The sequence below is a fragment of the Streptomyces sp. NPDC047000 genome (assembly GCF_040644295.1).
In the GTDB taxonomy this organism is placed as follows: Bacteria; Actinomycetota; Actinomycetes; order Streptomycetales; family Streptomycetaceae; genus Streptomyces.
In genome coordinates, this window is the sequence record NZ_JBEYWE010000010.1 from 245,544 (window position 1) to 271,985 (window position 26,442).

A 26,442-nucleotide genomic window follows, 5' to 3' on the forward strand; every position below is an offset into this window, starting at 1 on the left:
TGTACCTGTGCCCGCTGTGAAACGGAGACGCGTCCCATGCCCCTGAGTACGCACCACCTGCCCGCAGGCCGGGCCGCCGACGGTCCCTACGCCGTCGACGTCACCCCCGAGAAGGCCGGCTGGGGCTTCTCGAGCCTGCGGGTGCTGGAGCTGCCGGCCGGCGGCTCGCACACCTTCGCCACCGACGGGAGCGAGTGGATCGTGCTGCCGCTGTCCGGCGCCTGCACCGTGACGTCCACCGACGACTTCGGCCGGGACACCTTCGCCCTGCACGGCCGCGCCGATGTGTTCAGCGCGGTCAGTGACTTCGCCTACGTCCCCCGCGACGCCCGCGTGACCGTCACCTCCGCGGACGGCGGGCGGTTCGCGCTCACCGGCGCCCGCTGCACCCGGCGGCTGCCCGCCCGCTACGGCCCCGCCTCCGCCGTACCCGTCGAACTGCGCGGCACCGGCGGCTGCTCGCGCCAGGTCAACAACTTCGGCGCCGCCGGGGTCTTCGAGTGCGACCGGCTGATCGCCGTCGAGGTGCTCACCCCGGGCGGCAACTGGTCGTCGTTCCCGCCCCACAAGCACGACGAGCACCGGCCCGGCGAGGAGTCCGTCCTCGAGGAGGTGTACTACTTCGAGTTCGCCGCCCACGACGGCACGCCCGGCCTCGGCTACCAGCGGGTCACGCCCTCCGGTCCGGGCCGGGACACCGATGTGCTCGCCGAGGTCCGCTCCGGCGACGTGGTCCTCATCCCCGACGGCTGGCACGGGCCGTCCATGGCGGTGCCGGGCCACGCCATGTACTACCTCAACGTCATGGCGGGCCCGGATCCCGACCGCGCCTGGCTGATCCGCGACCACCCCGACCACGCCTGGATCCGGGGGACCTGGCCGGACCGGCCCGTCGACCCCCGCCTGCCCCTCTCCACCGCCCCGTCCCAGTGAGGTCCGCCCTGATGAGCCCTTCCCCGAGCCGTCTGACCGTCGCCCAGGCCCTGGTGCGGTTCCTGGCCGCGCAGTACACCGAACGCGACGGCACACGGCACCGGCTGATCGCCGGCACCTGGGGCATCTTCGGCCACGGCAACGTCGCCGGCGTCGGCCAGGCGCTCCTGGAGTACGGCGACGTGATGCCGTACCACCAGGGGCGCAACGAGCAGGCGATGGTGCACGCGGCGGTCGGCCACGCCCGGCAGCTCAACCGGCTCTCCGCGCAGGCGGTCACCACCTCCATCGGGCCGGGCGCCACCAACCTCGTCACCGGTGCCGCCCTCGCCACGATCAACCGCCTCCCGGTGCTGCTGCTGCCCGGCGACTACTTCGCCGGCCACGCGGCCGACCCGCTGCTCCAGCAGCTGGAGCACCCCGTCGAGGCCGACGTGTCGGTCAACGACACCCTGCGCCCGGTCTCCCGGTACTTCGACCGCGTCACCCGCCCCGAGCAGCTGATCCCGTCCGCGCTGCACGCGATGCGGGTACTGGCCGACCCCGCCGAGACCGGCGCCGTCACCCTCGCCCTGCCGCAGGACGTGCAGGCGGAGGCGTACGACTGGCCCGGGGAGTTCTTCGCCGAGCGCGTCTGGCACGTCCGGCGGCCCGTGCCCGACCCCTGCGAGCTGGAGGAGGCCGCCCGCGCGGTCCGGGCCGCCGCCCGCCCGCTGATCGTCGCGGGCGGCGGGGTGCACCACAGCGAGGCCGAGGACGCCCTGCGGGCGCTGGCCGACGCCACCGGCATCCCGGTCGCCTCCACCCAGGCGGGCAAGGGCGCCCTGCGCCACGACCACCCCGCCGACCTCGGCGGCATCGGCCACACCGGTACCGCCGTCGCCGACGAACTCGCCCGCACCGCCGACCTGGTGATCGGCGTCGGCACCCGCTACAGCGACTTCACCACCGCCTCCGGCACCCTCTTCCAGCATCCGGACGTCCGGTTCGTCAACCTCAACATCACCGCCTTCGACGCCCACAAGCTGTCCGCGCGCACCGTCGTCGCCGACGCCCGCGCCGGACTCACGGCGCTCACCGGGGCGCTGGCCGGGCACCGGGTGGACGCGGCCTACGAGGCGGAGTACCGGGCCGGGAAGGAGCGCTGGGAGCAGGTCGTCGAGGCCGCCTACCGGGCCGCCGACGAGAACGCCGTACCCACCCAGACGCAGGTGCTCGGCGCGCTCGACGCCGTCGTCCAGGACACCGACGTCGTCATCAACGCGGCCGGTTCGCTCCCCGGTGACCTGCACAAACTGTGGCGGGCGCGCTCCCCGCGCCAGTACCACCTGGAGTACGGCTACTCCTGCATGGGCTACGAGATCCCGGCCGCGGTCGGCGTCCAGCAGGCCGCACCGGACACCGCCGTGTGGGCGCTGGTCGGCGACGGCACCTATCTGATGATGCCGACCGAGATCGTCACCGCCGTCCAGGAGGGCCTGCCCGTCAACCTGGTCCTCCTCCAGAACCACGGGTACGCCTCCATCGGCGGCCTGTCGGAGTCGGTGGGCGGCGAGCGGTTCGGCACCGCCTACCGCTACCGGGCCGCCGACGGCACCTTCACCGGCGCCCCGCTGCCCGTCGACCTCGCCGCCAACGCCGGCAGCCTCGGCATGGACGTACTGCGCGCCGGGACGGTGCGGGAACTGCGCGAGGCGCTCGCCGCGGCACGCGCCTCGAACCGGCCGACCTGCGTCTACGTCGAGACCGACCCGGCCCCGACGGCTCCCCCGGCCGAGGCCTGGTGGGACGTCCCGGTCGCCGAGACCGCCTCCCGCGAGGCCGCCGTCGCGGCGCGCGAACGCTACGACCGGAGCGTCACCGCACGCCGCCGCCACCTGTGAACACCCTGATGACAGAAGGACATTGACAGGCCGTCATATCGCTTGCGCGGCAACGTCGTTGCCGATCGGAAGGAGGTGCCCGGTGGCGAGAACCCCGGGAGGCCGGACCCGTGCCGCGGCCGTCGCGGCCCTGGACCCGGTCCGGTTCACGCTGGACCGGGGCAGTCCGGTGCCGCTGTACCACCAGCTCGCCCTGCAACTGGAGGCGGCGATCGAGCACGGTGTGCTTGCTCCGGGCGACCTGCTGGGCAACGAGGTCGATCTGTCGGACCGGCTCGGGCTGTCCCGCCCCACGGTGCGGCAGGCGATCCGGTCCCTGGTCGACAAGGGGCTGCTGGTGCGCCGCCGCGGGGTGGGCACCCAGGTCGTGCACAGCCAGGTCCGGCGGCCGCTGGAACTCAGCAGCCTCCACGACGACCTGGAAGCGGCCGGGCAGGACCCGGCGACCCGGGTGCTGCGCAACGAACGCGCGGTGCCCCCCGCCGAGGTGGCCGCCGCGCTCTGTCTCGCGGAGGGCGCGGAGGTGACGGTGCTGGAGCGGCTGCGCTCGGCACACGGCCGGCCGGTGGCGTTCCTGACCAACTACCTCCCGGCGGCCCTGCTCGAACCGGCCACCGACCGGCTGGAGTCGGCGGGTCTGTACCGGCTGATGCGCGGGGCCGGGATCACCCTGCACAGCGCGCGGCAGAGCGTCGGCGCGCGCAACGCCACCGCCGAGGAGGCGGCGCTGCTCGACGAGAAGGAGGGCGCGGCACTGCTGACCATGCAGCGCACCGCCTACGACGACTCGGGCCGCCCGGTCGAGTACGGGACGCACCTCTACCGTGCGTCCCGGTACGCGTTCGACTTCCAGCTGCTGGTCAGGCCATGAGTGCCGGTCATGATCCGGTCGTGATCCGGTCGTGAGCCGCGCCGGGCTCAGCGGGGGGCCATCCGCAGGGCGCCGTCCATGCGGATCGTCTCGCCGTTGAGGTAGTCGTGGCCGACGATCGTCAGGACCAGCTGGGCGTACTCCTCGGGCCGGGCCAGGCGCTGCGGGAAGGGCACCCCGGCGGCGAGCGAGGCGCGGAAGTCCTCGGAGACCGTGGCCAGCATCGGTGTCTCCACGATGCCGGGGGCGATGGTGCACACCCGGATGCCGTACTGCGCGAGATCGCGGGCGGCCGGCAGGGTCAGGCCGACGACGCCGCCCTTGGAGGAGGAGTAGGCGGCCTGGCCGATCTGGCCGTCGTAGGCGGCGATGGACGCGGTGTTGACGACGACACCGCGCTGCCCGTGCTCGTCGGCGTCGGTCTCCGCGACGGCCTCGGCGGCGAGCGCGAGGACGTTGAAGGTACCGATCAGATTGACCTGGACGACCTTGGCGTACAGGGCGAGGTCGTGCACGCCCTTCTTGCCGAGGATCCGCATCGAGGGGCCGATCCCGGCGCAGTTGACCACCGTCCGCAGCGGCACCCCGGCCCCGGCGGCCGCCCCCACCGCGGCGCGCACCTGCCCGGGGTCCGTGACGTCGGCGGCCAGGTAGCTCACCCCGGTCACCTCGGGCGCCTTGCCGACGGCGTCCTCGAGGTCCACGGCGAAGACCCTGGCGCCGTGCCCGGCGAGGGCCTTCGCGGTGGCCGCGCCCAGGCCGGACGCACCGCCGGTGACGAGGGCGGCGGTGTTGTCGAGCTGCATCCTCACTCCTTGCCGACGACGGTCAGCGCACCGCCGTCGTTCCGGTCGAGCGCCCGGGAGATGACCAGGCGCTGGATCTGGTTGGTGCCTTCGAAGATCTGCATGACCTTGGCCTCGCGCATATAGCGCTCGACGGGGAAGTCACGCGTGTACCCGTACCCGCCGAGGACCTGGACGGCGTCCGTGGTCACCTTCATGGCGTTGTCCGTGGCGACGAGTTTGGCGATGGACGCCTCGCGTGTGAAGGGCAGGTCGCGGTCCTTCAGCCGGGCGGCGGACAGCGCGGTGGCGCGGGCCGACTCGAGGGCGGCGCTCATGTCGGCGAGGACGAAGGCGAGACCCTGGTGCTCGATGATCGGCTTGCCGAAGGTCTCCCGCTCGCGGGCGTAGCGCACGGCGTGGTCGAGGGCGCCCTGGGCGAGCCCGGTGGCGACGGCGGCGATGCCGAGGCGTCCGCAGTCCAGGGAGGCGAGCGCGATCTTCAGTCCCTGCCCCTCGGCGCCGATCCGGCGCTCGGCGGGCACCCGGACGTCCTCGAAGCGCATGGTGGCGGTGGCCGAGCCGGTCAGGCCCATCTTGCGCTCGGGCGGGTCGGCGGTCAGGCCCGGGGTGCAGGCGGGCACGAAGAAGCAGGAGATGCCGTGGCCGCCGTCGTCGGAGGTGCGGGCCATGACGGTGTAGAAGTCCGCGTAGCCGCCGTGCGTGGTCCACGCCTTGGTGCCGTTGATGACGTAGTCGTCGCCGTCGCGGACCGCGCGGGTGCGCAGGGCGGACGGGTCGGATCCGGCGTGCGGCTCGGAGAGGCAGTAGGCGCCCAGCAGCTCACCGGCGAGCATCTCCGGCAGCCAGGCGCCGCGCTGCTCGTCGGTGCCGAAGCGGGCCAGCGGCAGACAGGACAGGGCGTGCACGGAGATGCCGACCGCGACGCTGGACCAGACGGCGGCGATCTCCTCCAGGACCTGGAGATAGACCTCGTACGGCTGGCCCGCGCCGCCGTCCTTCTCGGCGAAGGGCAGCCCGAGCAGCCCGCTGCGGCCGAGGGTGCGGAACACCTCGCGCGGGAAGGCGGCGTCGGCCTCCGCCTCGGCGACCCGGGGCGCGAGTTCCTTGGCGGCGAGGGTGCGGGTGAGCTCGACGAGGTCGACGGCTTCCTCGGTCGGGAGGATGCGAGTGGCAGGCATGGCGGCCTCCGCGGAACGATACTGAGAGAGGTACGTCAGTATCGTTCAGCGTACGGCACGCGGGGGCAACGGACCACGGGCGGGGTCCCAGGGCGGGGTCCGGAGGACGAGCGGCAAGGGCGTGCAAGGGGGTCCGGGGGCGCGGCCCCCGGGGACGGGAGAGGGAAGGGGCGGCGGGGGCGATCCCCCGCGGGTCAGGTCGCCACCGCGTGCACGATCAGCGACGCGAGCTGCTCGTACGCCTCCGCGTCGCTCAGCCCGGTGCGCGCCCCCAGCTCCCCCTGCTGGATCTGCCGCATGGTGGCCGCCGCGACCTCCCCCACGAACGCGGCGTGCACCTCGCGGAAGACACCGCCGGACACCCCCTCGGCGATCAGCTGCCGCACCCGCTCGGCGGCCATCCGGGTGTTCGCCTCGTAGACCTCGCGCGCGGGCGGGAACAGCGCCACGTCGTCGAGGAACCGCCGGGACAGCGGGCGCAGCTGTTCGGCGACGGCGGTGAGATAGGACCGCACCCGCTCGGCGGGGTCCGAGGTCGCGGCGACCCGTTTCTCCACGGCCTCGGTCGCCCCGCGGAAGTAGTGCTTGACGGCCTCCACGACCAGGCCCTGCTTGCTGCGGGCCAGCTGGTACAGCGTCGTCTTGGAGCAGTGCAGCCGTTCCGCCAGGTCGTCCAGCGTCAGACCGGCGAACCCCTCCGCCGTCAGCAGGGCGACCAGGCGCTGGAGCAGATCGGACTGGCGGGCGGTACGGCGCGGGGACGGCATGATCCCAGGTTAACGACGTCCGCGGGGCGGACGGGCCGGCGGACGGCCCCGGCCAGGGGACGAACGGCGGGACGCCGCCGGCACCGCTCCGGACACCCCGGCGCTCCGGGCCGCCGGGCCCGTGCCGGGATGCGTGCCCCACGGGGTGTGCCTACGATCGGGGGATGAAACGCCCGGGCCGGGCCCTTCCGATCGCCCGGCTGCGCTCCTCCGGAAACAGGGGGAGGCGCTCGACCGTGTCCTCCGCCCGGCGGCTGAGAGCCGCCTTTCTCGCGACGGTCGGAATCGTCACCGCTCTGTACATGACGGTCCCGGTCCTGGGGACGCCGCTGTGGGCGGTGATCGGGGTCAGCGGCGTCGCCGCCGTGCTCGCCGGGATCCGTGTGCACCGGCCCGACCACCCCTGGCCCTGGCTGGCGCTCGCCGCCGGGCTGCTGCTCTTCGCCGTGGGCGACACCTACTACAACGTCGCCGAGTCGTACTTCCAGGCCGTGAACCCGTACCCCTCCCCCGCCGACGTCTGCTATCTCGCGGTCTACCCGCTGTTCGCCGCCGGGCTGTTCGGGTTCGTCCGGCACCGCTGGGCGGACCACGACGTACCGAGCCTCCTGGACGCCCTGATCGTGACCACGGCCCTCGCCCTTCCGGCCTGGGTCTACGTGGTGCACCCGCTGGCCGTGGCGGACGACCTGACCTGGCAGCAGCGTGCCCTCGGCGTCGCGTACCCGCTGGGTGACGTGCTGGTGCTGGCCATGCTGCTCAGGCTGCTCGCCCCCAGCCCCGGCCAGGGGCGCAACCGTTCCGTACGGCTGCTCGTCCTGGGCACCGCGACACTGCTGGGCATCGACATCGTCTACGGGATCCTGCAGCTGAACGGCACCTGGCAGCACGGCACCCTCCTGGACACGGGCTGGATCGTCTTCTACGCCGCCTGGGGACTCGCCGCCCTGCACCCCGACATGGTGCGCCTGACCCGTCCGGAACCGCGCCCGCAGACCGTGCTGCCCCCGGCCCGGCGCCTGGCGCTGCTGGCCGGGGCCACGCTGATCGCGCCGGGCCTGCTGCTCCTGGACGAGGCCCGGGGCACGGTGCACGACACGGCGGTGCTCGCGGTGTTCTCCACGGTGCTGATCCTGCTGGTCATCCTCCGGCTGGCCGCCATGATGGTCGCGCACCGCAAGGCGCTCGCCCGGGAACAGGCGCTCGGCACCGCGACCGCCTCCCTGGTGTCCGCGGTGAGCACCGACGAGATCACGCGGTCCTGCGCACGCGCGGTCGGCGAGCTGCTCGGCCCGGAGATCCCGCACCGCACCCTGCTGCTCACGGCCCCGGACGCCCAGCAGCTGTACCGGCGGCTCGCCGGACCGGACGACACCGTGCCGTCCGGCAGTCTGATCACGCCCGTCGTCCGTCTCGGCCCGGACCTCGGAGCCCGGCTGGGCCCCCTGCCGACCGCGCTGGTCTGCCCCCTGGGCAGGCCCCCGCATCCCGGAGGCACCCCCTCGGGCACGCTGCTGGCGGCAGGACCCGAGCGCAGACTCGCCGAGATGCGCGACTCCCTGGACATCCTCGCCTCCCACGCGAGTCTGGCGCGCGACCGCATCGCACTGCGTCAGGAGGTCACCCGCAGACAGAGCGAGGCGTACTTCCGCACCCTGGTGAGCAACGCCTCGGACGTCATCCTGATCGTCCGCGACGACGGCACCGTGCGCTACGCCAGCCCCTCCGCGCGGGCCCTCTTCGGAAGCGCCGCCCTCACCGGGACCCCGCTGAGCAGGCTGGTGGACCCCCGCGACCGGAACCGGGTGGACCGTACCCTTGCCGCCCTCGGCCGGCCCCGGCGGCAGGAGAGCCACGACCACTGGTGGGTGCTGCGGGACGGTGAGCGCATCGAGGTGGAGGTGCGCTGCCGCGACCTGCGCCACGACGAGACGATCGGCGGTCTCGTCGTCACCCTGCGGGACGTCACCGAGCAGCGCCAGCTGGAGCAGGAGCTCACCCAGCGGGCCTTCCACGACCCGCTGACCGGTCTGCCCAACCGGAGCCTGCTGCTGGAGCGGACCGGGCGCGCCCTGCTGCGCGGACGGCGGGAGTCCGTGCTGACCTGTCTGCTCTTCATCGACCTCGACGACTTCAAGATCGTCAACGACTCGCTGGGCCACCCCGTGGGCGACCACCTCCTCAAGGCCGTCGCCGAGCGTCTGTCGGACACGCTGCGCCGCTCCGACACCGCCGCCCGGCTCGGCGGTGACGAGTTCGCGGTGCTGATGGAGGACGCCCACCGGCCCGTGGACGCCGAACTGCTGGCGGCGCAGCTGCTGCAGAGCCTCAACCGGCCGTTCCTGCTGGGCGGCGACACCTACGTCAACGTCACCGCGAGCGTGGGCATCGCCACCGCGCAGGACAGCTCGGACCCCGAGGAGCTGCTGGTCCTCGCCGATCTCGCGCTGTACGCCGCCAAGGAGGCCGGCAAGCTCCAGTGGCGGCGGTTCGAACCGGGACTGCGCTCGCGCATGGTGGAACGGCACGATCTGCGGGCCCGGCTGGACCGCGCGATCGCCCGGGAGGAGTTCGCCGTGCGCTACCAGCCCGTCGTCGACCTCACCCGGAGCTCCGGGACGGACATCGTGGGCTTCGAGGCACTGGCCCGCTGGCCGCACGCCCGGCGCGGCCCGGTACCGCCCGGCCGGTTCATCCCGCTCGCCGAGGAGACGGGCCACATCGCCTCGCTGGGCGCATGGGTGCTGCGCAGCGCCACCGCCGACATGGCCCGCCTCCAGCAGCACGTCGCCCAGGCCGAGCCGCCGTACGTCAGCGTGAACGTGTCGGGCCGGCAGTGGCTCGAGGCGGGGTTCGTGGACGAGGTGCGCCGGGCGCTCGACGTGTCGGGGCTGCCGCGGAGCTCTCTCCAGCTCGAGCTCACCGAGTCGGTGCTCATGGAGCGGGACGCGCACCTCGACCGGCTGATCAAGGAGCTCAAGGATCTCGGGGTCCGCATCGCGGTGGACGACTTCGGCACCGGCTACTCGTCGCTGCGGTATCTGCGGGAGTTCCCGCTCGACGTGTTGAAGATCGACAAGTCCTTCATCGACGGCCTGCCCGGCGACCCCCGGCAGGTGGCCCTCGTCCAGGGCATCGTGCACATGGCGGACGCCATCGGCCTCCAGGTGATCGCCGAGGGCATCGAGGAACCGGCCCAGCGGGACCTGCTGGCCGGCATGGGCTGCGGCTTCGGCCAGGGCTATCTGTTCGCACGGCCGATGACGGCGCGGCAGAGCGAGGAGGCCCTGCTGCGCCAGGACGGGCAGGGGGGCCGGGTCGCGGACGGTGGCCGGAAAGCCCCCCGGTCCGGCACGGCCGGCCCGGCGAACGGGGAACGGGGAGCCACGCGGCGGCCGGACGGCGGTCAGGAGGAGGTACGGATGAAGGACAGCGGTTCCGAACCGGCCGGCCGGCCGGGCGCGGCGGGGAACGCCCCCGGCGGCCCGTCCCGTCCCGCCGCGCGCCCGGGCGGGCTGCCCGCCCCGGCCGGCCCCGGACTCGAACGGCTGCGGCGCGGCAGCCCGATGAGCGACGCCGTGCTGGACGAGGTGCGCGGGCGGCACATCCGCTGCGGCGACCACTGGCTGATCGACTTCGCCTCCTGCAACTATCTGGGCCTGGACTGGGACCACGACGTCATCGCCGCGGTCGAGCCCGCGGTACGGCGCTGGGGCACCCACCCCAGCTGGTCGCGGCTGCTGGGCAGCCCCCGGCTCTACCCGGACCTCGAGGAACGGCTCACCGGACTGCTCGGCGCCGAGGACACCCTGCTGCTGCCGACGATCACCCTGATCCACGCGGCGGTGATCCCCGTCCTGGCGGGTGAGGGACACGTCTTCGTCGACGCCACCGCGCACAAGACCGTCTACGACGGCTGCGTGGCCGCCCGCGCCCAGGGCGCGGCCCTGCACCGCTGCCACACCGACCGTCCCGACCAGCTGGACGCCCAGTTGCGCGACACGCCGTCCGGCGGCCCCCGGCTGGTGTGCCTGGACGGCGTCGACAGCATGACCGGCAACATCCCCGATCTGCCCGCCCTGGCCGCCGTCTGCCGCGGCCACGGCGCGACCCTCTACGTCGACGACGCGCACGGCTTCGGCGTCATCGGTGAACGCCGGCCGGACGAACCGTGCCGGTACGGCTCGCGCGGCAACAGCGTCGTACGGCACACCGGCGAGTCGTACGACGGCATCGTGCTCGTGGGCGGCTTCTCCAAGGCGTACTCCTCGCTGCTCGCCTTTCTCGCGCTGCCCACCGCGCTCAAGAACCGGCTGAAGACCGCCGCGGGCCCCTACCTGTACTCCGGACCGTCCCCCACCGCCTCGCTCGCCACCGCGAGGGCCGGGCTGGACGTCAACGACCGCCGCGGCGACGAGATCCGCGCCGTGCTGCACCGCAGGACCCTGCGGCTGCTCGACCACGTCCACCGTCTGGAGCTGGACGTCCCGTGCCACGACGAGCTGCCGATCGTGGAGATCCCGCTCTCCGACCCCGAGGACCTGGACACGGTGGGCGCCCTGCTGTGGGAGCACGGCATCTACGTCACCCTCGCCGCCCACCCCCTGGTCCCCCGGGACCGGGTGGGCTTCCGCGTCCAGGTCACGGCGCTGAACTCGGACGCCGACATCGACCGGCTCAACGTCACGCTGAGCGCCCTCGACGAGCGCGGCGTCCTGCGGCACCGCGGCTGAGGCGGCGGCCGCACGTCCCGCCGGCCGGGCCCCGCCCCGGGACCGTCACGCCGCCGGGCCATGACGGCTCTCGCGCCCCGGGGACGGTGCCCGCGACAGGGTGAACGCGGTGTCGGCCAGGGCCGCGTGGCTGACCGCGTGCGGAATGTTGCCCAGCTGCCGGCCGGTGCCGGGGTCCCACTGCTCCGCCAGCAGGCCCACGTCGTTGCGGACCGCGAGGACCCGCTCGAAGGCCTCCCGGGCCTCGGCGGCGCTGCCGGTCGCGGCGAGGGCGTCGGCGTACCAGAGGGTGCAGGCCGGATGGACGCCCTCGGGGCCCGGCAGGCCGTCCACCGGATGCGTTCCCGTCCCGTGGCGGGCGGGCGCGTAGCGGTGCAGGAGGCCGCCGTGCTCCAGCTCCCGCCCGACGGCCAGGACGGTGCCGCGCACCCGGGGGTCGCGGGCGGGCAGGAAGCCCAGCCGGGGCATCAGCAGGGCGGTGGCGTCCAGGCCGCGGCAGCCGGAGGACTGGACGAAGGAGCGCTGATCCGGGTCCCAGCCCCGTTGGCACACCTCGCGGTGCGCCCGCGCCCGCAGCCGCTCCCAGGCGCCGACGGGGGCGTCCGCGGCGAGCAGTCGCGCCATGGCCAGGGCGCGGTCGGCGGCGGCCCAGGTCATCACCCCGGAGTGGGTGAACCGGCGGTCCGGGCCGCGCACCTGCCAGGGGCCCCGGTCCGGTTCGCGCCAGTGCCGCGCGAGGTGGGCCATCAACGACTCCACCAGCCGCCACGCGTGCTCGGGCAGCGGGATCCCGGCTCTCAGCGCCTCGTGGGCGGCGGCCATGACCTCACCGTAGACGTCGGGCGGGGGCGGCCCGGCTGCGAGGCTGCCGAACCGGACGGGCCGCGAGCCGCGGTGACCGCTGAGCCAGGGCGCCTCCGTCTCGGGCAGCAGCCGCCGTCCCTCGACGCCGTACACGGCCTGCAGTTCGGCGGGGTCGCCCGCGACGGCACGCACCAGCCAGTCGAGCCAGGCGGCGGCCTCCTCGCGGTGTCCGGCGCGCAGCAGGCAGCGGACGGTACGGGCGGAGTCGCGCAGCCAGCAGTGACGCTGGTCCCAGTTACGGACGCCGCCGACACAGCCGGGCAGCGAGGCGGTGGGAGCGGCGACGATTCCCCCGGTGGAGACGGAGGTGAGGGCCTTGAGGGTGATCAGGGACCGCTCGACCGCCCCGGCCCAGGGTCCGTCGTAACGGCACCCGGCCACCCAGCGGCGCCAGAAGCCGCACGTCTCCTTGAGCATCGTCTCGGCGGGCAGCCACAGCGGCAGGGGCCGCTCGGGCAGGTGCGACGGCGCCCACGCGAGCATCAGCGCCAGACGGCGGCCGGCCGGGACGGTGAAGTCGAGGACCGTGGACTGCGGCAGGTCCGGGCCGCCGGTGACGTCGGCGACGCCGTGGGCGCCCGTGGCCGCTCGCGGGTACGGCTCCCCCAGCGGGCCGTCGGCGGCGAGCCAGACGGCGTCCGGCCCCGCGACCGCGACCGTGCAGTGGTCCACGGCCCGGATCCAGGGAACGACTTTCCCGTGCTGGAACCGCAGCCGCAGTTCGCTGCGCATCCGTACCCCGCCGGTCAGCCCCTCGACCAGCCGGACCAGACAGGGCAGTCGGGAGAGCGGCGGCATGAAGTCGGTGACCCGCGCGGTGCCGGTGGCGGTGTGCCAGAGCGTGTCCAGGACGAGCGTGCCGGGGCGGTACGACCGCCCTGCGCACCGGCGGCCCCCGGTGTCGCGGGCCTCGACGGGCGCGAGTCGCCAGAAGCCGTTGTCCGGCGTGCCGAGCAGCGCGGCGAGGCAGGCCGGCGAGTCGAAGCGCGGCAGACAGAGCCAGTCGACACAGCCGTCCCGGCCGACGAGGGCGGCGGTCTCCAGATCGCCGAGGAGGGCGTGGTCCTCGATGGGCGGGGTCAGTGCATCCATGGTCGCCGTCCCGCGGCACTAGTGTGCGTATATTTACGACGTATACGTACACACTCGCCCCGGGGGTGCGTAGAGTCAAACGGGAGACGGGCAGTACGGCAGACGGGCAGTACGGGGAACGGGCAGTACGGGGAACGGCAGGACATGACGTGGCAGGACCGACCGTCAGGAGGCGGGGCATGGCCGGAGACCGGACCGGGGCGGGCGGACGGGCCGCACGGGAGAAGCGGGCGGGGTCCGGGGACGGTCCCGCGCGCCGGGCCAGCGACCGCGGCCGCTACGGCCGGCTGAGCCGTGAGCGTGTGCTGGCCTGCGCCCTGCGACTGGTCGACCGGGACGGTCTGTCGGCGTTGAGCATGCGGCGCCTGGGGGCCGAACTGGGTGTGGAGGCCATGGCGCTGTACCGCTACGCGGACGGCAAGGACGGCCTGCTGGACGGCCTCGTGGAGGCGCTGTACCTCGAACTGGACGAGCGGCTCGCGCGGGAACCGGCCGCGGCGGACCCGGGTACGGTGCCGCCGTGGCGGACGGAGCTGCACCGGGCGGCCCGCGCGCTGTACGACGTCTGCGTCGCGCATCCCCAGGTGGTCCCGCTGCTGTCCACCCGCATGCTGGCGGTGCCGCTGGCCCGGCGGCCGGCGGCCGTGCTGCGGGAGCACGAACGCCTGCTCGTGCTGCTGTCCGGTGCGGGGGCGGACGAGGCCCGCACCGCCGCCCTGTTCCGCGCGGTGACCGCCTGGCTGCTCGGGTACGTCTCGGTGGAACTGCGGCCGATGGTGGACAACCCGGAGGAGTCCGACCCCGCCTTCCGTCTCGGGCTGCACCGGATGCCGCCCCGGGACCTGCCCACCCTGCGCGAGCGGGTTCCGTCCCTGGCCGGACGGGGCGGCCCCGAGGCCCTGGCGGCCGGACTCGACGCGTTGCTGGACCGCTTCCTGGCCGCGTAGCGCAGGGCGGCCGGCGGAGGGCGGGGCACCGCAGGGCCCCGGCCGCTCACTTCGCGAACGGGCCCTCCAGCGCCGCCCACTGGAGCAGCATGATGGTCTTGGCGTCGCTGATCTCACCGGTGCGGATCATGCCGAGGGCGGTACGGAAGGGCAGTTCGAGGACCTCGATGTCCTCGCCCTCCTCCTCCAGACCGCCGCCCTCGTGGGTGTGGGTCGACGCACCATAGGAGGCGGCGAAGAAGCTGATGCGTTCGGTGACGGAGCCGGGACTCATATAGACGTCGAAGACGTGCTGCACCTCGCCCACGGTGTGCCCGGTCTCCTCCACCGCCTCGCGGCGCACGGCGAGTTCGGGGTGCTCGTCCTCGGCGTCGAGAAGCCCGCCGGGCGTCTCGACCAGCATCCCGTCGGCGTGGCCGTTGACGTACGCCGGGTAGCGGAACTGGCGGATGAGCAGCACGGTTTCGCGCTCGGCGTCGTAGAGCAGCAGCGTGGCGCCGTTGCCCCGGTCGTGCGTCTCGCGCTCCTGGGTGCTCCAGGTGCCGTCGGAGTGGCGGAAGTCGAAGGTGGTGGTGCGCTCGACGTACCAGTGACTGGACAGCAGCCGCACGTCCCGCACCCGGACCCGGGGGTTGCCGGTCAGCTCGAGGCCGGTGCGGTCGAGCCCGGTGCGGCCGCGGCGGTCGGGGGTGTCGGCGCCCGCGGTCATCGGACGTCCCGGGCGGGCCGGCGGAAGTGGATCTCGATGCTCATACCCGCCTGTCTACCACCGTTCCCGCTGACCATGGCGACGAGCCGTCCCGCCCTCGGCATACGGAGACGGCAAAGGCCACCTTCCGACTCCCGGAACGTCATGGAGTGCCACCGGGCCGTTCACGGTCGGCCGGGGCAGAGACGACGGTGCCGATGACAGCCTCTTCCCCGGCACCGGCACCACGGTCCGGCGCGTCCCGTGTCGTGACGGCGCCAGAGGCCGCGGGAACGGCCCGACGGAAGGCGATCACGGAGGCTACGGAGCCTGGCGGATCGCCGGTTCCCGCTCAGGAGTCCGCGTCGGAAGACGGCTTGCGGAGTGTGACGGAGAAGACGAGGTGTCGGATCAGTCGTAGTGCCCGCTCGGTGTCCCACAGCCGGGGGGAGGCCAGGGGACCGCTCTCGGCGCAGAGTTCGTCCGGTGGAAGATCCGCTTTGGCGGGGAGGACACGCAGCAAATCGTTCAGCAGCGAGGCGAGGTGCTCTCCAAGGGGCTCGGCGGCTGCCAGACGCAGTTGTTCCAGCGCGGCTTCCACCGCGGCCAGCCGGGCGAGTACGGCGGCATCGTCGACGGCCTCACCGGGCGGCGGTGCGAAGTCCATGAATTGCAGGAGCCGTTCTCCCGTGGCCGCGTCGCCCGGCGAGGCTCGCCACTCGTGGGCGTCCAGGGCGTACTGGGCGCTCTGGACGATCTCGGCGACCGCGCGGGCGATCGGCCGGGGATGCAGGGCCAGCGGGCGGCCCGGCCAGTCGCCGGCGTACTCGGTGAACGAGGGGTCACTGTCGATGTCGCTGCCCACCTCGATGTAGTCGATGTCGATCCTCTCCTGGGCCTCGGAGTGCTCCCACATCAACTCCACGGGGTGATAGGCGTGCTCGTCCAGGAACCTCCACCAGGCCGCTTGGCCGGCCGGGAAATCGAGCAGGGGCAGTACGACTCGGCATGCGTGGCACACCGCGTCGACGGGTTCGGCCATGTTTTTCTCCAGTCTTGCCGGCGCGGACTGCGTCCGCCGACATCGATCACTCACAGTAACGGCTGGGTGAGCCCACGCCATCGCCGTTCCGTCTGTGGCGGAGACCGCCACGGCGCGCCCGGATCGGACTCGGCAGGAACGGACTCCGTAACGATTCCCCCGGGCGGCGGATCGCCGGAACTTGCCTGGGTTCAGCATCAGGGGACAATCCCAGCCGATGAGGCTCGCGGAGTCCGACATGGTTTCTGCTTGGCTGGTGAAACAGCCCGGCAGGAGGCACCGCACCGCGCCTCCTGCCGGGGAGGACACTCAGAAACCCTCCCTTTCCATCGCCCTCTCCTTGCTCAGCATCCCCTGCCTCATCGCATCGTCCCCCGAGCCGCCTCCGCCGCCGCCCTTGCCCCCGTTTTGGGGGTCGGGATCCCCCAGGTCGTAGGTGCCGAGTTCCTCGCCGGTGTCGTCCACGATGCGAACCGTGTACCCACGCCAGTGGGAGACGTCGCGTTCAGGCTGCTTTTGCCATGCCTTCAGCCATTCGTAGGCATCCGATGTCTTGGGCACCTGGAAGAAGATCTCATTGATCTTCGTTCCCTTTGCCCTGAGTTGCCGGGTGGCTTTCGACAACTGCCTCATGAAGGCGTTCTGATTGGAGTTCTCGATCGTCTTGACCTCGCGATAGCCGACCACGTTCCCCTGACGGTCCAGAAGCTTGATGTCCGGATTCGTCTCGCCCTGCTCGTTCTTTCCGTTCGCCTCCGGGTTGACCTCGGCCGTCGTGCCGTCCGGGCCACCCTCCAGCGACTTGTACGAGTTCTCCTCGGTCAGCAACTGCTGCTTCTTAGAGCCCAGGTGTTCCCTGCGGAGTTTCTCGGCGCCCGCGTCCCGTGCACTCGACGCACCCTCGGATGTCGGATCGCCACCGCCCCCGCCGTCGCCGTTCTGCACCGCGTACGCGATGTTCGGGGCCGCCACCGCCCCGACGACGGTCGCGGCCCCGGCGACGGCCAGCCCCGTGCCCGCGACGTCGAGCGCCGCGCCGAGCGGAGCGCCGATGCCCGTCGCCATGAGCGCCGTGCCGCCCGTGTCGGCAGCCGCGCCCAGGATCAGCTCACCGACTCCGAGGGCTGCCTGGGCCCAGTTGGTGCGCTGCATGACCTACGCGGGCGGTTCCTACGAGTACATCACCGCCAGCGGCACCGGCGACCTGACCACGAGCACCAGCGCCACGCCGTTCACCACCAACGCGGTCGCCTACGGCAACTTCACCGACCTGGTCACCGACCTGGACGTGCAGTCGGCGAGCATGCCCACCGAGGCCGTGCTGGGCGACCACCTCATCGACCCGTTCCAGCCCGGCACCACGCTGCCCAACTCCAATGGGTACCGGGTGGCCGACGGACTGACCGCCGCCGAGCCCTCGACGCCTACCCCCTACGGCGTGATCGCCGAGGGCATCGAGTCCAACCAGCTCATGGCCGACAACCCGGAGACGTACAACGGCAGTGTCATCGGAGGGCCGTCGGTGCTCTCCCGCCTCGACCGCGACATCCTGGACCAGCCCGGCATCTCCACCGTCATCGTGGACGACGGCCTCGAAGACCTGCTGGCCGGGGCCACCAGCGACGACCTGGACGCCAACGGCTACACCGCGCTCGTGCAGCAGCTCCAGGGCTGGGGCATCAACGTAGTGCTCACCTCACTGACGCCCTGCGAGGGCTTCACCGGTGACGGCGCCACGCCCAACGACCCCTGCACCAGCACCACGGACACCAACCGAACCGACGCCAACGCCTTCCTCGGCGGCATGAACCTGGGCAACCCCTGGGCCACCCCGGCCGTCTACTTCGCCGACCTCGACGCTGCCGTGGCCGTGACGGACTCGGCCACCGGTGAGGAGAAACTGGCGACGGCAGCCGACAGCGGCGACCACGTCAACCTGTCCAACCCCGCCTTCGGCTCACTCACCACAGCCCTGCTCTCCCCCATCGACACCTGGAACCTGAACGACGGCGACAGCATGCCGGTGGCCACCGACACCGCCGCCACCGACACCCTCAACACCCTCAACGCGGCGGGCGCCAACCCGAACCTCGGCAACAACCCGCTCACCCTGACCGGCGGCGCGACCTGGGCCACCGACGCAACCCGGGGCACCGTGCTGAGCCTGGACGGCAGCACCGGCTACGCCGTCAGCCCCAACCCCCAAGTGGTGAACACCACCGGTAGTTTCACCCTCTCCGCGTGGGTAAAACTCAACGCCGTCGGCACCGCCAACCAGACCGTCCTCTCGGAGGAGGGCACCCAGAACAGCCCGTTCTACCTGCAATACAACCACTCCCACACCGGCAGCCCCGGCTGGGCCCTCGGCTTCACCAGCACCGACACCCCGACCCCGGCCTTCTCCTACGCCTACGCCGCGGGTGCCTCGGCCAACACCTGGACCCACCTGGTCGGCGTCTACAACGCCGCCACCAAGACAGCCCAGCTGTACGTGAACGGCACCCTGGCCGGCACCGCCACCGGCGTCACCCCGTGGGCGGCCACCGGAAACCTGGCCCTCGGCCAGGGCCTGTACAACGGCAGCCAGAACGACTGGGTGAACGGTTCCTTGAGCAGCGTCCAGGCGTACGACTACGCCCTGACGGCCAATCAGGTCACTGCGCTGTACCAAAGCATCCCCTGAACCTGACTACCTGACAACGCCGCTGGGGGCGGTCCGCATATGCGGGCCGCCCCATGACCTCAGACGGTGTCGTTGCCGAAGCCTCCTCGCCCGTTCTCGACGCCCAAGGCGACGAACGAACCCGCTACGGCATGTCGGCATCGGCAGAGGCCGGGCACCCCGGTCCCCAGGAGCCTCGCGCGCAGGCGGCCGAAACCCGACTCGAGGCAGATGCAGGGCCGCTGCCGGACCGGGCGAAGCGCCGCGATGCGAAGATCGGACGCCTTCCAGCCCTGCCTCTCGTATCCATTGAGCCACCTTGACTGAATCAAGGTGGCTTCGGCCGTGTTCGAGCAGGGCGGTGCCCGACCGGTCCCCGAAAACGATCGAAAGGCCGCTCCAGATCCTCTCTGAAACGACCTCTGACCTGCGACTTCGTAAAGTCGGGACGACAGGATTTGAACCTGCGACCCCTTGACCCCCAGTCAAGTGCGCTACCAAGCTGCGCCACGTCCCGGTGCGCGGCCCGCGGGTGAACTCCCGGAACGCGCGGACAGCACTTTACCGCACCTGCCCGGGTGCGCCGAAGCCGGTGGCGGGGCGGGACAATCGGGGGTATGGGCGACGTGATCACGGGCGGGCAGGGCCGGGACGGCGGTGGCGGACGGGACCGGGACGGTGCGGGACGGGCCCGCAGTGCCCGGCCGAGGGACGGCCTCGGGCGGCCCCTGCCGTACGGGGCGCAGGGGGTGGCGCGGCAGCCCGAGGGGGTGGTGCGCGCCCCGGAGCGGACCGTGGCGGAGGCGCAGGAGCTGCTGGCGGCGGGGCGGCCGTTCCACGCGCACGAGGTGTTCGAGGACGCCTGGAAGTCCCGTCCGGACGCCGAGCGGGGCCTGTGGCGTGCGCTGGCGCAGCTGGCGGTGGGGCTGACCCACGCAGCGCGCGGCAACCGCACCGGCGGGGCCCGGCTGCTGCGGCGCGGGGCGGGCGGGGTGACGGAGTGGGCCGCGGGGAACGGGCGGGAGCGGCCGTACGGGATGGATCTCGCCGGGCTGGCGGACTGGGCCGGGGCGCTGGCGGCGCGGGTGGAGCGCGGGGAGGCCGTGGACGCGGCGCGGTGTGCCCCCCGGCTGGACGGCGAGGGCGTCTGACGACGCCCCGACGGGTGCGGGGGGCGGGTGCGGTGGGGGCGTTGTCGGTGGCATGCGTCAGACTCGGGGCGTGCGAAAGATTCATGTCATCGGTATCGGCGCGGGCGACCCCGAGCAGTTGACCCTGCAGGCGGTCGGGGCGATGCGCGGCACGGACGTGTTCTTCGTCCTGGACAAGGGCGAGGTGAAGTCCGATCTGACGCGGCTGCGCCGTGACCTGCTCGACACGCATCTGCCGCCGGGGTCGTACCGGCTGGTCGAGGCACGCGACCCGGAGCGGGACCGGGGCGCGGACGGGGCGGCGTACCCGCCGGCCGTCGGGGACTGGCGCAGTGCGCGCGCCGGTGTCTGTGAGCGGCTGATGGCGGAGGAACTCGGTCCCGACGGGTGCGGGGCGTTCCTGGTGTGGGGCGATCCCGCGCTGTACGACAGCACGATCGGGGTGCTGGAGGAGGTCCTGGAGCGGGGCCGGGTCGCGTTCGAGTACGACGTCGTGCCGGGCATCAGCAGTGTCTCCACGCTGGTCGCACGGCACCGGACCGGGCTGAACCGGGTGGGCCGGCCGGTGCAGATCACCACCGGGCGGCGGCTGGCCGAGGGGCTGCCGGAGGGGGTGGACGACGTGGTGGTGATGCTGGACGCGCACCAGGCGTTCACGCGGTACGCGGACCAGGACATCGACATCTACTGGGGCGCCTACCTCGGCACGCCGGACGAGTTGCTGGTCTCCGGTCCGATCGGGGAGGCCGGTCCGCGGATCGAGCGGCTGCGGGCCGAGGCGCGGGAGCGCAAGGGGTGGATCATGGACACGTATCTGCTGCGGAGACGTCCGGCGGACCGGGGGCCGGGTGCGGGGGACCGGGGTCCGGGTACGGCGGGCTGAGGGATGCGGCCGGGCCGGTCAGGCCCAGCAGGCGCAGTGCGGAGGCGGCATCCGGTACGGCCGTGACGCCCGCCGGGAGCGGGGGCCTGCGGACCATGACGACGGGCAGGCCCAGGTCCCTGGCCGCGGTGAGTTTCGCCGCCGTCGCCGCTCCCCCGCTGTCCTTGGTGACGAGGGTGTCGATGCGGTGCTCGCGCAGCAGCGCCGTCTCGCCGGGGACGGTGAACGGGCCCCGGGCGAGGAGCACGGTGTGGTCCGGCGGCAGGGGCGGCTCGGGGGGTTCGACGGACCGTACGACGAAGTGGCGGCCGGTGAGGTGGGCGAAGGCGGCGAGGCCGAGGCGGCCGGTGGTGAGGAACACCCGGCGGGCGGTGAGCGCGCCCAGGAGGTCCGCGGCGGCGGTGAGGGACTCCGCCGGGTGCCAGCGGTCGCCGGGGCCGGGCCGCCAGCCGGGGCGGCGCAGCACCACCAGGGGCAGTCCGGTCGCCGTGGCGGCGCGGGCGGCGTGCGCGGTGATGGCCGCGGCGAAGGGGTGCGTGGCGTCGACGACCGCCGTCACCCGCCGCTCGCGCAGCCAGGCGGTGAGGCCGTCCGCCCCGCCGAAGCCTCCGACGCGGACGTCCCCGTCGAGCGGGCCGGGCCGGGCCACGCGGCCCGCGAGCGAGGTGGTCACCCGGACTCCGGGTCGGGTGGCCAGCCCGGCGGCGAGCACGCGCGCCTCGGCGGTGCCGCCGAGCACCAGGACGTGCGGAAAGAGGCCGCCGGGACCGTCGGAAGACATGGGCCGAGCCTACGGCGGCGGCACCGGGCCGCGGGCGGCGGGCGGCGGCTGCCGTACAAGGGCGTACGAGGCGTATCGGGGCGGGACCGGTCGGCGCGCGGCTACCGCAGCAGCAGTTGCAGGCCGCCCACCACCGTCGCCGCGATCACCAGCTGTTCGAACAGCCGCTGGTTGATGCGGTGCACGGCCCATCTGCCGATCAGCGCTCCCGGCACGACGAACACGGCGAGCGCGGCGTCGAGCAGCAGCGAGCGGCCGTCGATCAGGCCGAGGCCCGCGCTGAACGGCACCTTGGAGAGGTTGACGATGAGGAAGAAGAAGGCCGAGGTGCCGAGGAAACCGAGTTTCCGGAAGCCCGCCGAGAGGAGATACATCGACATCACGGGGCCGCCGGCGTTGGCGACCATGGTGGTGAAGCCGCCGAGCACCCCGTAGGAGCCGGCTTTCACGCGGCCCGAGCGACTGGTGACCTCGTCGGGGTCGGGTTCCCGCTCGGCGGTGCGGCGGCGCCACACGGTGACGGCGGCCATCAGCAGCAGGATCGCGCCGATCGAGGTGCGGACGGCGCCGTCGTCGGCCCACACCAGGAACAGCGTCCCGGCCACCACTCCGGCCGCGACCGCCGGGAACAGCCGCCACAGGGTGGGCCAGTGGGCGTGCCGCCGGTAGGTGGCGACGGCCAGCACGTCACCGCAGATCAGCAGCGGGAGCAGTACCCCGGTGCTGGCCCGGGCGGGCAGTACGGCCGCGAAGATCGCGAGGCTGATGGTGTTGGCGCCGCTCACCGCGGTCTTCGAGAAGCCGACGAGGAGCGCGGCGGAGGCGAGCGCCGCGAACTCCCAGCCGGTGAGGTGCCAGAGCGTCGTCGTGTTCATGCGGAGACCGATGCTATGCGCACGCATCGGGCCGCGTAAGGCGCGTCTCGCCAGTCGGCCACCGCCGTCTGCCGCCGCTCGTCCTCCGGCGGGACCGCTCGGGGAACTGCTCGGGGAACCGCTCAGTGCCGCTCGACCAGCACCGCCGTGCCCTGTCCCACGCCCACGCACATGGTGGCCAGGCCGCGTCCGGCGCCGGTGCGGCGCATGCGGTGCAGCAGGGTGGTGAGGATACGGGCGCCCGAGCAGCCGAGCGGGTGGCCGAGGGCGATGGCGCCGCCGCTGGGGTTGACCAGGCCGGGGTCGATGCCGAGCTGGTCGACGCAGGCGAGGGCCTGGGCGGCGAACGCCTCGTTGAACTCGGCCTCCTCGAGGTCGCCGATGCTCCATCCGGCGCGGCTCAGCGCCCTGCGGGTGGCGGGGACGGGGCCGATGCCCATGACATCGGGGCTCACGCCCGCCGAGGCCCCGGCGGCGTAGCGGCCGAGGGACTCGAGCCCCAGCTCGTTCAGGGCCTCCTCGCTGACCAGCAGCAGTCCCGCCGCGCCGTCGTTCATCGGGGAGGCGTTGCCCGCGGTGACCGTGCCGCCTTGCCGGAAGACCGGCTTGAGCCGGGCCAGCTTCTCCAGCGAGGTGTCCTCCCGGACGCATTCGTCGGCGTCCACGACGACGCCGTCCGCGCGCTCCACGGGCAGCAGTTCCCCGTCGAAGTGGCCGTTCTTGCGGGCCTCGGCGGCGTTGCGGTGGCTGCGCAGCGCGAACTCGTCCTGCCGTTCGCGCGAGACGCCGTACCGCGCGGCGACCTCCTCGGCGGTCTCGCCCATGGACAGCACGCCGTGCAGGTCCTTCATGGCCGGGTTGACCAGGCGCCAGCCGAGCCGGGTGTCGGCGGTCTCGATGCGGTGCGGCAGCGCCTCGTCGGGCCGGGGCAGCACGAAGGGGGCGCGGCTCATCGACTCGGAGCCGCCCGCGAGCACGATGTCCGCCTCGCCGGACGCGATGGCCCGGGCCGCGGTGGTGACCGCCTCGAGGCCGGAGGCGCACAGCCGGTTGACGGTGGCTCCGGGCACCGATTCGGGCAGCCCGGCGAGCAGGACGGCCATCCGGGCGACGTTGCGGTTGTCCTCGCCGGACTGGTTCGCGGCGCCCCAGTAGACGTCGTCGATCCTGGCCGGGTCGAGGGCGGGTGCGTCGGCCAGCAGGGCGCGGATCACGCTCGCGGCGAGGTCGTCGGGCCGCACGGCGGACAGGGCTCCGCGCAGCTTGCCGATGGGGGTGCGGCGGGCGGCGGCGAAGTGGACGGGACGCACGTGGAGGACTCCTGACCGGGACGCGGGCACGGTGAACATTTAATTAGCACTGCTAGTTTTGGACTATAGACCGCCCCGGGTCACTCTGGGAAGATCCCGGCGAACCGATCCGAACCGAACCGCTGCGCGGGAGCAGAACAGTCCGGACCGCCGGCGCGAAGCCGCTGCCGGAGGCGTCCGCCCGCGCCCCGGAGCCCGCACACGACGCTCCGCCGGCCCGGCCCTGCCCTGCCCCTGCCCCGAACGCGCCCACCGCCCACCGCCCGCCGACCGCCGCCCGCCGCCCGCGTGGTCCGGCCGGGCGCGGGCGCGGTCGGGCGACGGTTCAGCGGCCGTCCGCCGCGGACGGCAGGTGCAGCAGCCGGGCGATGGTGCGCAGGACACCGTTGTCGTTGTTGGCGGGCGCGAGGTGGCGGGCGCGGGCGCGCACCGCCGGGTGGGCGTTGGCCATGGCGAAGGACCAGTCGGCGGCGTCCAGCATCTCCAGGTCGTTGAGGTAGTCGCCGAACACCAGGGTCTGCGCGGGGGTGACGCCCAGGTCCCGCTGGAGGCCGCGCAGGGCGGACCCCTTGTTCGCGCCCGCGTTCATCACGTCGATCCAGTGCTCGCCCGAGACGACGACCTGGTGGGTGCGGGCGAGATCGGCGAGGGACGCCCGGGCGACGCCGTGCTCGGCGGACCCGAAGTCGTACAGCGCGACCTTGAGCATCTCGTCGGCCACGGCGGCGGCGTCCTCGACGACCCGGTTCTCGGCGTAGTACCGGCGCACCTGGGCGAGGAACTCCTCGTCGTCGCTCTCGACGTACGCTGCCCGCTTGCCGCAGACGACGGCGCCCACCCGGGCCCCGTCCGCGACGAGCCGCCGTACGGTCCGGACGATCCCGGCGGCGACGGCGGGGTCGAGCGGGTCGGAGTGGAGTTCCACGCCGTCGCGCATGACGTAGGCGCCGTTCTCCGCGATGAACGCCATGCCGTCCGCGGCCTCGGCGAACTGCCTTACCAGCGTGTGATATTGACGTCCGCTGGCCGGGCTGAACACGACGCCCCGCTCGCCCAGCAGGGCGAGGGTGTCCCACAGGCCGGGCGGGATCCGCTTGTCGTCGTCCAGGAGCGTGCCGTCCATGTCGCTGACGATCAGGCGTATGTCGGCGGGTTCCCCGGGTGTCCCGGGTGCGGCGGAGGCGTCGGCCGTGACCGGGCCGGGCGCGGAGGAGTACGGCATGTCCTGCTTCCGGTAGGGGGTGGTTGCGCACACCATTCTTCCGTATGTGTTCCGCATGTCCGCCCACCGGACACCACCGCACGCCACCGGCGGCCGCCGGTCCGACCCGGCTCGGCGCGCCCGTTCACCGGACAGCGCTGATCATCTTTGGGCACAATGAGGCCGAACGGGCCCCGGACGCGACGAAGGGCGACGACATGACGGACAGCCACTCCCCGGCGGGCGGTTCGCCGAGACTGAACACCTCCGTGGCGCACAACGCGCGCGTGTGGAACTACTGGATCGGCGGCAAGGACAACTACGAGGTCGACCAGCAGGTCGGCGAGCACGTGGCGACGATGTTCCCGGTGATCAGGGACGTGGCCCGCGCCGACCGCGACTTCCTCGGCCGGGCGGTGACGCTGCTGGCGGACGGCCTCGGGGTGCGGCAGTTCCTCGACGTCGGCACCGGGCTGCCGACCGTGGACAACACGCACGAGATCGCCCAGCGGATCGCCCCCGACGCGCGGATCGTGTACGTCGACAACGACCCGATCGTCCTCGCGCACGCCCGCTCCCTGCTGACCAGCACCCGGGAGGGCGTCACCGACTACATCGACGCCGATGTGCGCGATCCCGGCGCCATCGTGGAGCGGGCCGGCAGGACCCTGGACCTGGACCGGCCGGTCGCCGTGATGATGCTGGGCATCCTCAACTTCGTCCTGGACCGGGACGAGGCCCTGGACATCGTGCGCCGGATCATGGCGGCGATGCCGTCCGGCAGCCATCTGGTGCTGACCCACCCCACCGTCGACGCCGAGTACGGCGGCGAGGGCAACGCGGCGGCGATGAGGTTCTGGAACGAGAACGCCACCCCGCCGATCACCGCCCGCACCCGTGACGAGATCGCCGCCTTCCTGGACGGTCTCGAGCTGCTGGAGCCCGGCCTGGTGCCCTGCTCGCAGTGGCGCGCCGCGGACGGTGCCGCCGTGGTGCCTCAGCTGGGCGCGGTGGCCGTGAAACCCTGACCCGCCGCCCGGGGCCGCGCGGCCCGGCCGGGCACAGGACCGCCTTTCCGCCATCTCCTGAAAGTATGATCCAACGATGTCTGACATGACGGAAACCACGCCCGGCTGGCTCAGTCGCGACGAGCTGGAGCTGGCCCGCGAACGGATGCCGATCCTGTACGTCGAGGCCGTGCCCGTACGGGTCGACGACAACGGCGAAGTCACCAGCATCGGCCTGCTGCTGCGCATCGGCCCGGACGGGACGGTCAGCCGGACCCTGGTCTCCGGCCGCGTCCTGCACCACGAACGGGTCCGGGACGCGCTGCTGCGGCACCTGGAGAAGGACCTGGGCCCGGTGGCACTGCCCCGGGTGCCGGCCGCGCTCCAGCCGTTCACGGTCGCGGAGTACTTCCCGACGCCGGGCGTCACGCCGTACCACGACCCGCGGCAGCACGCGGTGTCGCTGGCGTACATCGTGCCGGTGGCCGGTGACTGCCGGCCCCGGCAGGACGCACTGGACCTGGTGTGGCTCACCCCGCAGGAGGCGCTGTCGCCCGGCGTGCTGAGCGAGATGCCCGGCGGGCACAGCGTGCTGATGCGACAGGCCCTGGCGCACATGGGACTGGTTTCCTAAGCACCAGGTGCCCTGGGGGCCGGCGCCCGGCGCGCGGCGGGTCCCGCCGCGCGGCCGGGGCGCCCCCGAACCGGCGACAAGAACATCAGCAACCAGTGGCCCCCCGCGTCCAGCGGCAAGGCGCCGCAGGC

At 73.2% G+C, this 26,442-nt stretch carries 21 protein-coding genes and 1 tRNA gene; 10 read left to right on the forward strand and 12 right to left on the reverse strand.

The genetic code is table 11. The features are described 5' to 3' along the window. The first annotated feature begins 36 nt into the window (after nucleotides 1-36). From iolB to ABZ862_RS18765, 3 genes are all read left to right on the forward strand, one after another. Nucleotides 37-933 (forward strand): 5-deoxy-glucuronate isomerase, encoded by an 897-nt coding sequence (gene iolB, locus ABZ862_RS18755; protein ID WP_360959326.1) that lies wholly within the window; start codon nucleotides 37-39, stop codon nucleotides 931-933. 11 nt (nucleotides 934-944) lie between these two features. Further along, entirely contained in the window at nucleotides 945-2,816 is a 1,872-nt protein-coding gene (gene iolD / locus ABZ862_RS18760) for a 3D-(3,5/4)-trihydroxycyclohexane-1,2-dione acylhydrolase (decyclizing) (RefSeq protein WP_360959328.1), read from the forward strand. An 82-nt stretch (nucleotides 2,817-2,898) separates the two neighbouring features. Beyond that, nucleotides 2,899-3,687 carry a GntR family transcriptional regulator gene (locus ABZ862_RS18765; protein WP_360959330.1) on the forward strand — a complete coding sequence of 263 codons (789 nt, stop codon included), beginning with the start codon at nucleotides 2,899-2,901 and terminating at the stop codon, nucleotides 3,685-3,687. A 47-nt stretch (nucleotides 3,688-3,734) separates the two neighbouring features. On the opposite strand, the gene ABZ862_RS18770 is transcribed toward ABZ862_RS18765, so the two are convergent. The 3 genes from ABZ862_RS18770 to ABZ862_RS18780 form a co-directional block, all read right to left on the reverse strand. Next, nucleotides 3,735-4,493, reverse strand: coding sequence for an SDR family NAD(P)-dependent oxidoreductase (locus ABZ862_RS18770; RefSeq protein ID WP_360959332.1), 759 nt, complete (start codon nucleotides 4,491-4,493; stop codon nucleotides 3,735-3,737). Nucleotides 4,494-4,495: 2 nt separating this feature from the next. Further along, nucleotides 4,496-5,674: an acyl-CoA dehydrogenase family protein gene (locus ABZ862_RS18775; RefSeq protein ID WP_360959334.1), complete on the reverse strand. Its 1,179-nt coding sequence runs from the start codon at nucleotides 5,672-5,674 to the stop codon at nucleotides 4,496-4,498. A 194-nt stretch (nucleotides 5,675-5,868) separates the two neighbouring features. Beyond that, the gene (locus ABZ862_RS18780; RefSeq protein WP_360959336.1) at nucleotides 5,869-6,441 is read right to left on the reverse strand and encodes a TetR/AcrR family transcriptional regulator; all 573 of its coding nucleotides are present in this window, start codon (nucleotides 6,439-6,441) and stop codon (nucleotides 5,869-5,871) included. A 302-nt stretch (nucleotides 6,442-6,743) separates the two neighbouring features. Here ABZ862_RS18780 and ABZ862_RS18785 point away from each other — a divergent pair, with 302 nt between their 5' ends. After that, nucleotides 6,744-11,174 carry an aminotransferase class I/II-fold pyridoxal phosphate-dependent enzyme gene (locus ABZ862_RS18785; RefSeq protein ID WP_360959338.1) on the forward strand — a complete coding sequence of 1,477 codons (4,431 nt, stop codon included), beginning with the start codon at nucleotides 6,744-6,746 and terminating at the stop codon, nucleotides 11,172-11,174. A gap of 45 nt (nucleotides 11,175-11,219) precedes the next feature. On the opposite strand, the gene ABZ862_RS18790 is transcribed toward ABZ862_RS18785, so the two are convergent. After that, the gene (locus ABZ862_RS18790; protein ID WP_360959387.1) at nucleotides 11,220-13,121 is read right to left on the reverse strand and encodes a glycoside hydrolase family 15 protein; all 1,902 of its coding nucleotides are present in this window, start codon (nucleotides 13,119-13,121) and stop codon (nucleotides 11,220-11,222) included. Nucleotides 13,122-13,309: 188 nt separating this feature from the next. On the opposite strand from ABZ862_RS18790, the gene ABZ862_RS18795 reads away from it, so the two are divergent. Further along, a complete protein-coding gene (locus ABZ862_RS18795; RefSeq protein ID WP_360959340.1) occupies nucleotides 13,310-14,077 on the forward strand; it encodes a TetR/AcrR family transcriptional regulator in 768 nt (255 codons plus the stop codon). Between the two features lie 46 nt (nucleotides 14,078-14,123). Here the strand turns inward: ABZ862_RS18795 and ABZ862_RS18800 are convergent, their stop codons facing one another. The 3 genes from ABZ862_RS18800 to ABZ862_RS18810 form a co-directional block, all read right to left on the reverse strand. Continuing rightward, nucleotides 14,124-14,786, reverse strand: coding sequence for an NUDIX domain-containing protein (locus ABZ862_RS18800; protein WP_360959341.1), 663 nt, complete (start codon nucleotides 14,784-14,786; stop codon nucleotides 14,124-14,126). A 331-nt stretch (nucleotides 14,787-15,117) separates the two neighbouring features. Beyond that, nucleotides 15,118-15,807 carry a hypothetical protein gene (locus ABZ862_RS18805; protein WP_360959343.1) on the reverse strand — a complete coding sequence of 230 codons (690 nt, stop codon included), beginning with the start codon at nucleotides 15,805-15,807 and terminating at the stop codon, nucleotides 15,118-15,120. A gap of 309 nt (nucleotides 15,808-16,116) precedes the next feature. Next, nucleotides 16,117-16,959 (reverse strand): hypothetical protein, encoded by an 843-nt coding sequence (locus tag ABZ862_RS18810; protein WP_360959345.1) that lies wholly within the window; start codon nucleotides 16,957-16,959, stop codon nucleotides 16,117-16,119. Here ABZ862_RS18810 and ABZ862_RS18815 point away from each other — a divergent pair. Further along, nucleotides 16,958-18,490: a LamG-like jellyroll fold domain-containing protein gene (locus ABZ862_RS18815; RefSeq protein ID WP_360959347.1), complete on the forward strand. Its 1,533-nt coding sequence runs from the start codon at nucleotides 16,958-16,960 to the stop codon at nucleotides 18,488-18,490. The genes ABZ862_RS18810 and ABZ862_RS18815 overlap by 2 nt on opposite strands. Before the next feature lie 422 nt (nucleotides 18,491-18,912). Here ABZ862_RS18815 and ABZ862_RS18820 read toward each other — a convergent pair. Continuing rightward, a tRNA-Pro gene (locus ABZ862_RS18820) sits at nucleotides 18,913-18,986 on the reverse strand. Between the two features lie 100 nt (nucleotides 18,987-19,086). Between ABZ862_RS18820 and ABZ862_RS18825 the strand changes: the two genes are divergently transcribed. Together ABZ862_RS18825 and cobF are read left to right on the forward strand one after the other, a co-directional pair. Next, a complete protein-coding gene (locus tag ABZ862_RS18825) occupies nucleotides 19,087-19,620 on the forward strand; it encodes a DUF309 domain-containing protein (protein WP_360959349.1) in 534 nt (177 codons plus the stop codon). Nucleotides 19,621-19,690: 70 nt separating this feature from the next. Next, entirely contained in the window at nucleotides 19,691-20,503 is an 813-nt protein-coding gene (cobF, locus tag ABZ862_RS18830) for a precorrin-6A synthase (deacetylating) (RefSeq protein ID WP_360959351.1), read from the forward strand. On the opposite strand, the gene ABZ862_RS18835 is transcribed toward cobF, so the two are convergent. From ABZ862_RS18835 to ABZ862_RS18850, 4 genes are all read right to left on the reverse strand, one after another. Further along, a complete protein-coding gene (locus ABZ862_RS18835; RefSeq protein WP_360959353.1) occupies nucleotides 20,421-21,284 on the reverse strand; it encodes a cobalt-precorrin-6A reductase in 864 nt (287 codons plus the stop codon). The genes cobF and ABZ862_RS18835 overlap by 83 nt on opposite strands. Nucleotides 21,285-21,385: 101 nt before the next feature. Continuing rightward, nucleotides 21,386-22,159, reverse strand: a complete 774-nt coding sequence (locus ABZ862_RS18840; protein WP_360959355.1) for a sulfite exporter TauE/SafE family protein — start codon at nucleotides 22,157-22,159, stop codon at nucleotides 21,386-21,388. A gap of 122 nt (nucleotides 22,160-22,281) precedes the next feature. Further along, entirely contained in the window at nucleotides 22,282-23,469 is a 1,188-nt protein-coding gene (locus ABZ862_RS18845) for a thiolase family protein (RefSeq protein WP_360959357.1), read from the reverse strand. 325 nt (nucleotides 23,470-23,794) lie between these two features. Continuing rightward, nucleotides 23,795-24,691: a Cof-type HAD-IIB family hydrolase gene (locus ABZ862_RS18850; protein WP_360959389.1), complete on the reverse strand. Its 897-nt coding sequence runs from the start codon at nucleotides 24,689-24,691 to the stop codon at nucleotides 23,795-23,797. 197 nt (nucleotides 24,692-24,888) lie between these two features. On the opposite strand from ABZ862_RS18850, the gene ABZ862_RS18855 reads away from it, so the two are divergent. Then, nucleotides 24,889-25,698, forward strand: a complete 810-nt coding sequence (locus tag ABZ862_RS18855; RefSeq protein WP_360959359.1) for an SAM-dependent methyltransferase — start codon at nucleotides 24,889-24,891, stop codon at nucleotides 25,696-25,698. A gap of 76 nt (nucleotides 25,699-25,774) precedes the next feature. Then, nucleotides 25,775-26,311 (forward strand): NUDIX hydrolase family protein, encoded by a 537-nt coding sequence (locus ABZ862_RS18860; protein ID WP_360959360.1) that lies wholly within the window; start codon nucleotides 25,775-25,777, stop codon nucleotides 26,309-26,311. Nucleotides 26,312-26,442: the final 131 nt, after the last annotated feature.

What these genes read in the sequence shown, in the direction of transcription:
- ABZ862_RS18775 (WP_360959334.1), bottom strand. Translation starts at nt 5,674, where the DNA reads ATGCCTGCCACTCGCATCCTCCCGACCGAGGAAGCCGTCGACCTCGTC.
- ABZ862_RS18860 (WP_360959360.1), top strand. Translation starts at nt 25,775, where the DNA reads ATGTCTGACATGACGGAAACCACGCCCGGCTGGCTCAGTCGCGACGAG.
- ABZ862_RS18855 (WP_360959359.1), top strand. Translation starts at nt 24,889, where the DNA reads ATGACGGACAGCCACTCCCCGGCGGGCGGTTCGCCGAGACTGAACACC.
- ABZ862_RS18800 (WP_360959341.1), bottom strand. Translation starts at nt 14,786, where the DNA reads ATGACCGCGGGCGCCGACACCCCCGACCGCCGCGGCCGCACCGGGCTC.
- ABZ862_RS18815 (WP_360959347.1), top strand. Translation starts at nt 16,958, where the DNA reads ATGACCTACGCGGGCGGTTCCTACGAGTACATCACCGCCAGCGGCACC.
- ABZ862_RS18835 (WP_360959353.1), bottom strand. Translation starts at nt 21,284, where the DNA reads ATGTCTTCCGACGGTCCCGGCGGCCTCTTTCCGCACGTCCTGGTGCTC.
- ABZ862_RS18810 (WP_360959345.1), bottom strand. Translation starts at nt 16,959, where the DNA reads ATGCAGCGCACCAACTGGGCCCAGGCAGCCCTCGGAGTCGGTGAGCTG.
- ABZ862_RS18805 (WP_360959343.1), bottom strand. Translation starts at nt 15,807, where the DNA reads ATGGCCGAACCCGTCGACGCGGTGTGCCACGCATGCCGAGTCGTACTG.
- ABZ862_RS18850 (WP_360959389.1), bottom strand. Translation starts at nt 24,691, where the DNA reads ATGCCGTACTCCTCCGCGCCCGGCCCGGTCACGGCCGACGCCTCCGCC.
- iolD (WP_360959328.1), top strand. Translation starts at nt 945, where the DNA reads ATGAGCCCTTCCCCGAGCCGTCTGACCGTCGCCCAGGCCCTGGTGCGG.
- ABZ862_RS18840 (WP_360959355.1), bottom strand. Translation starts at nt 22,159, where the DNA reads ATGAACACGACGACGCTCTGGCACCTCACCGGCTGGGAGTTCGCGGCG.
- iolB (WP_360959326.1), top strand. Translation starts at nt 37, where the DNA reads ATGCCCCTGAGTACGCACCACCTGCCCGCAGGCCGGGCCGCCGACGGT.
- ABZ862_RS18795 (WP_360959340.1), top strand. Translation starts at nt 13,310, where the DNA reads ATGGCCGGAGACCGGACCGGGGCGGGCGGACGGGCCGCACGGGAGAAG.
- ABZ862_RS18780 (WP_360959336.1), bottom strand. Translation starts at nt 6,441, where the DNA reads ATGCCGTCCCCGCGCCGTACCGCCCGCCAGTCCGATCTGCTCCAGCGC.
- ABZ862_RS18825 (WP_360959349.1), top strand. Translation starts at nt 19,087, where the DNA reads ATGGGCGACGTGATCACGGGCGGGCAGGGCCGGGACGGCGGTGGCGGA.
- ABZ862_RS18770 (WP_360959332.1), bottom strand. Translation starts at nt 4,493, where the DNA reads ATGCAGCTCGACAACACCGCCGCCCTCGTCACCGGCGGTGCGTCCGGC.
- ABZ862_RS18785 (WP_360959338.1), top strand. Translation starts at nt 6,744, where the DNA reads ATGACGGTCCCGGTCCTGGGGACGCCGCTGTGGGCGGTGATCGGGGTC.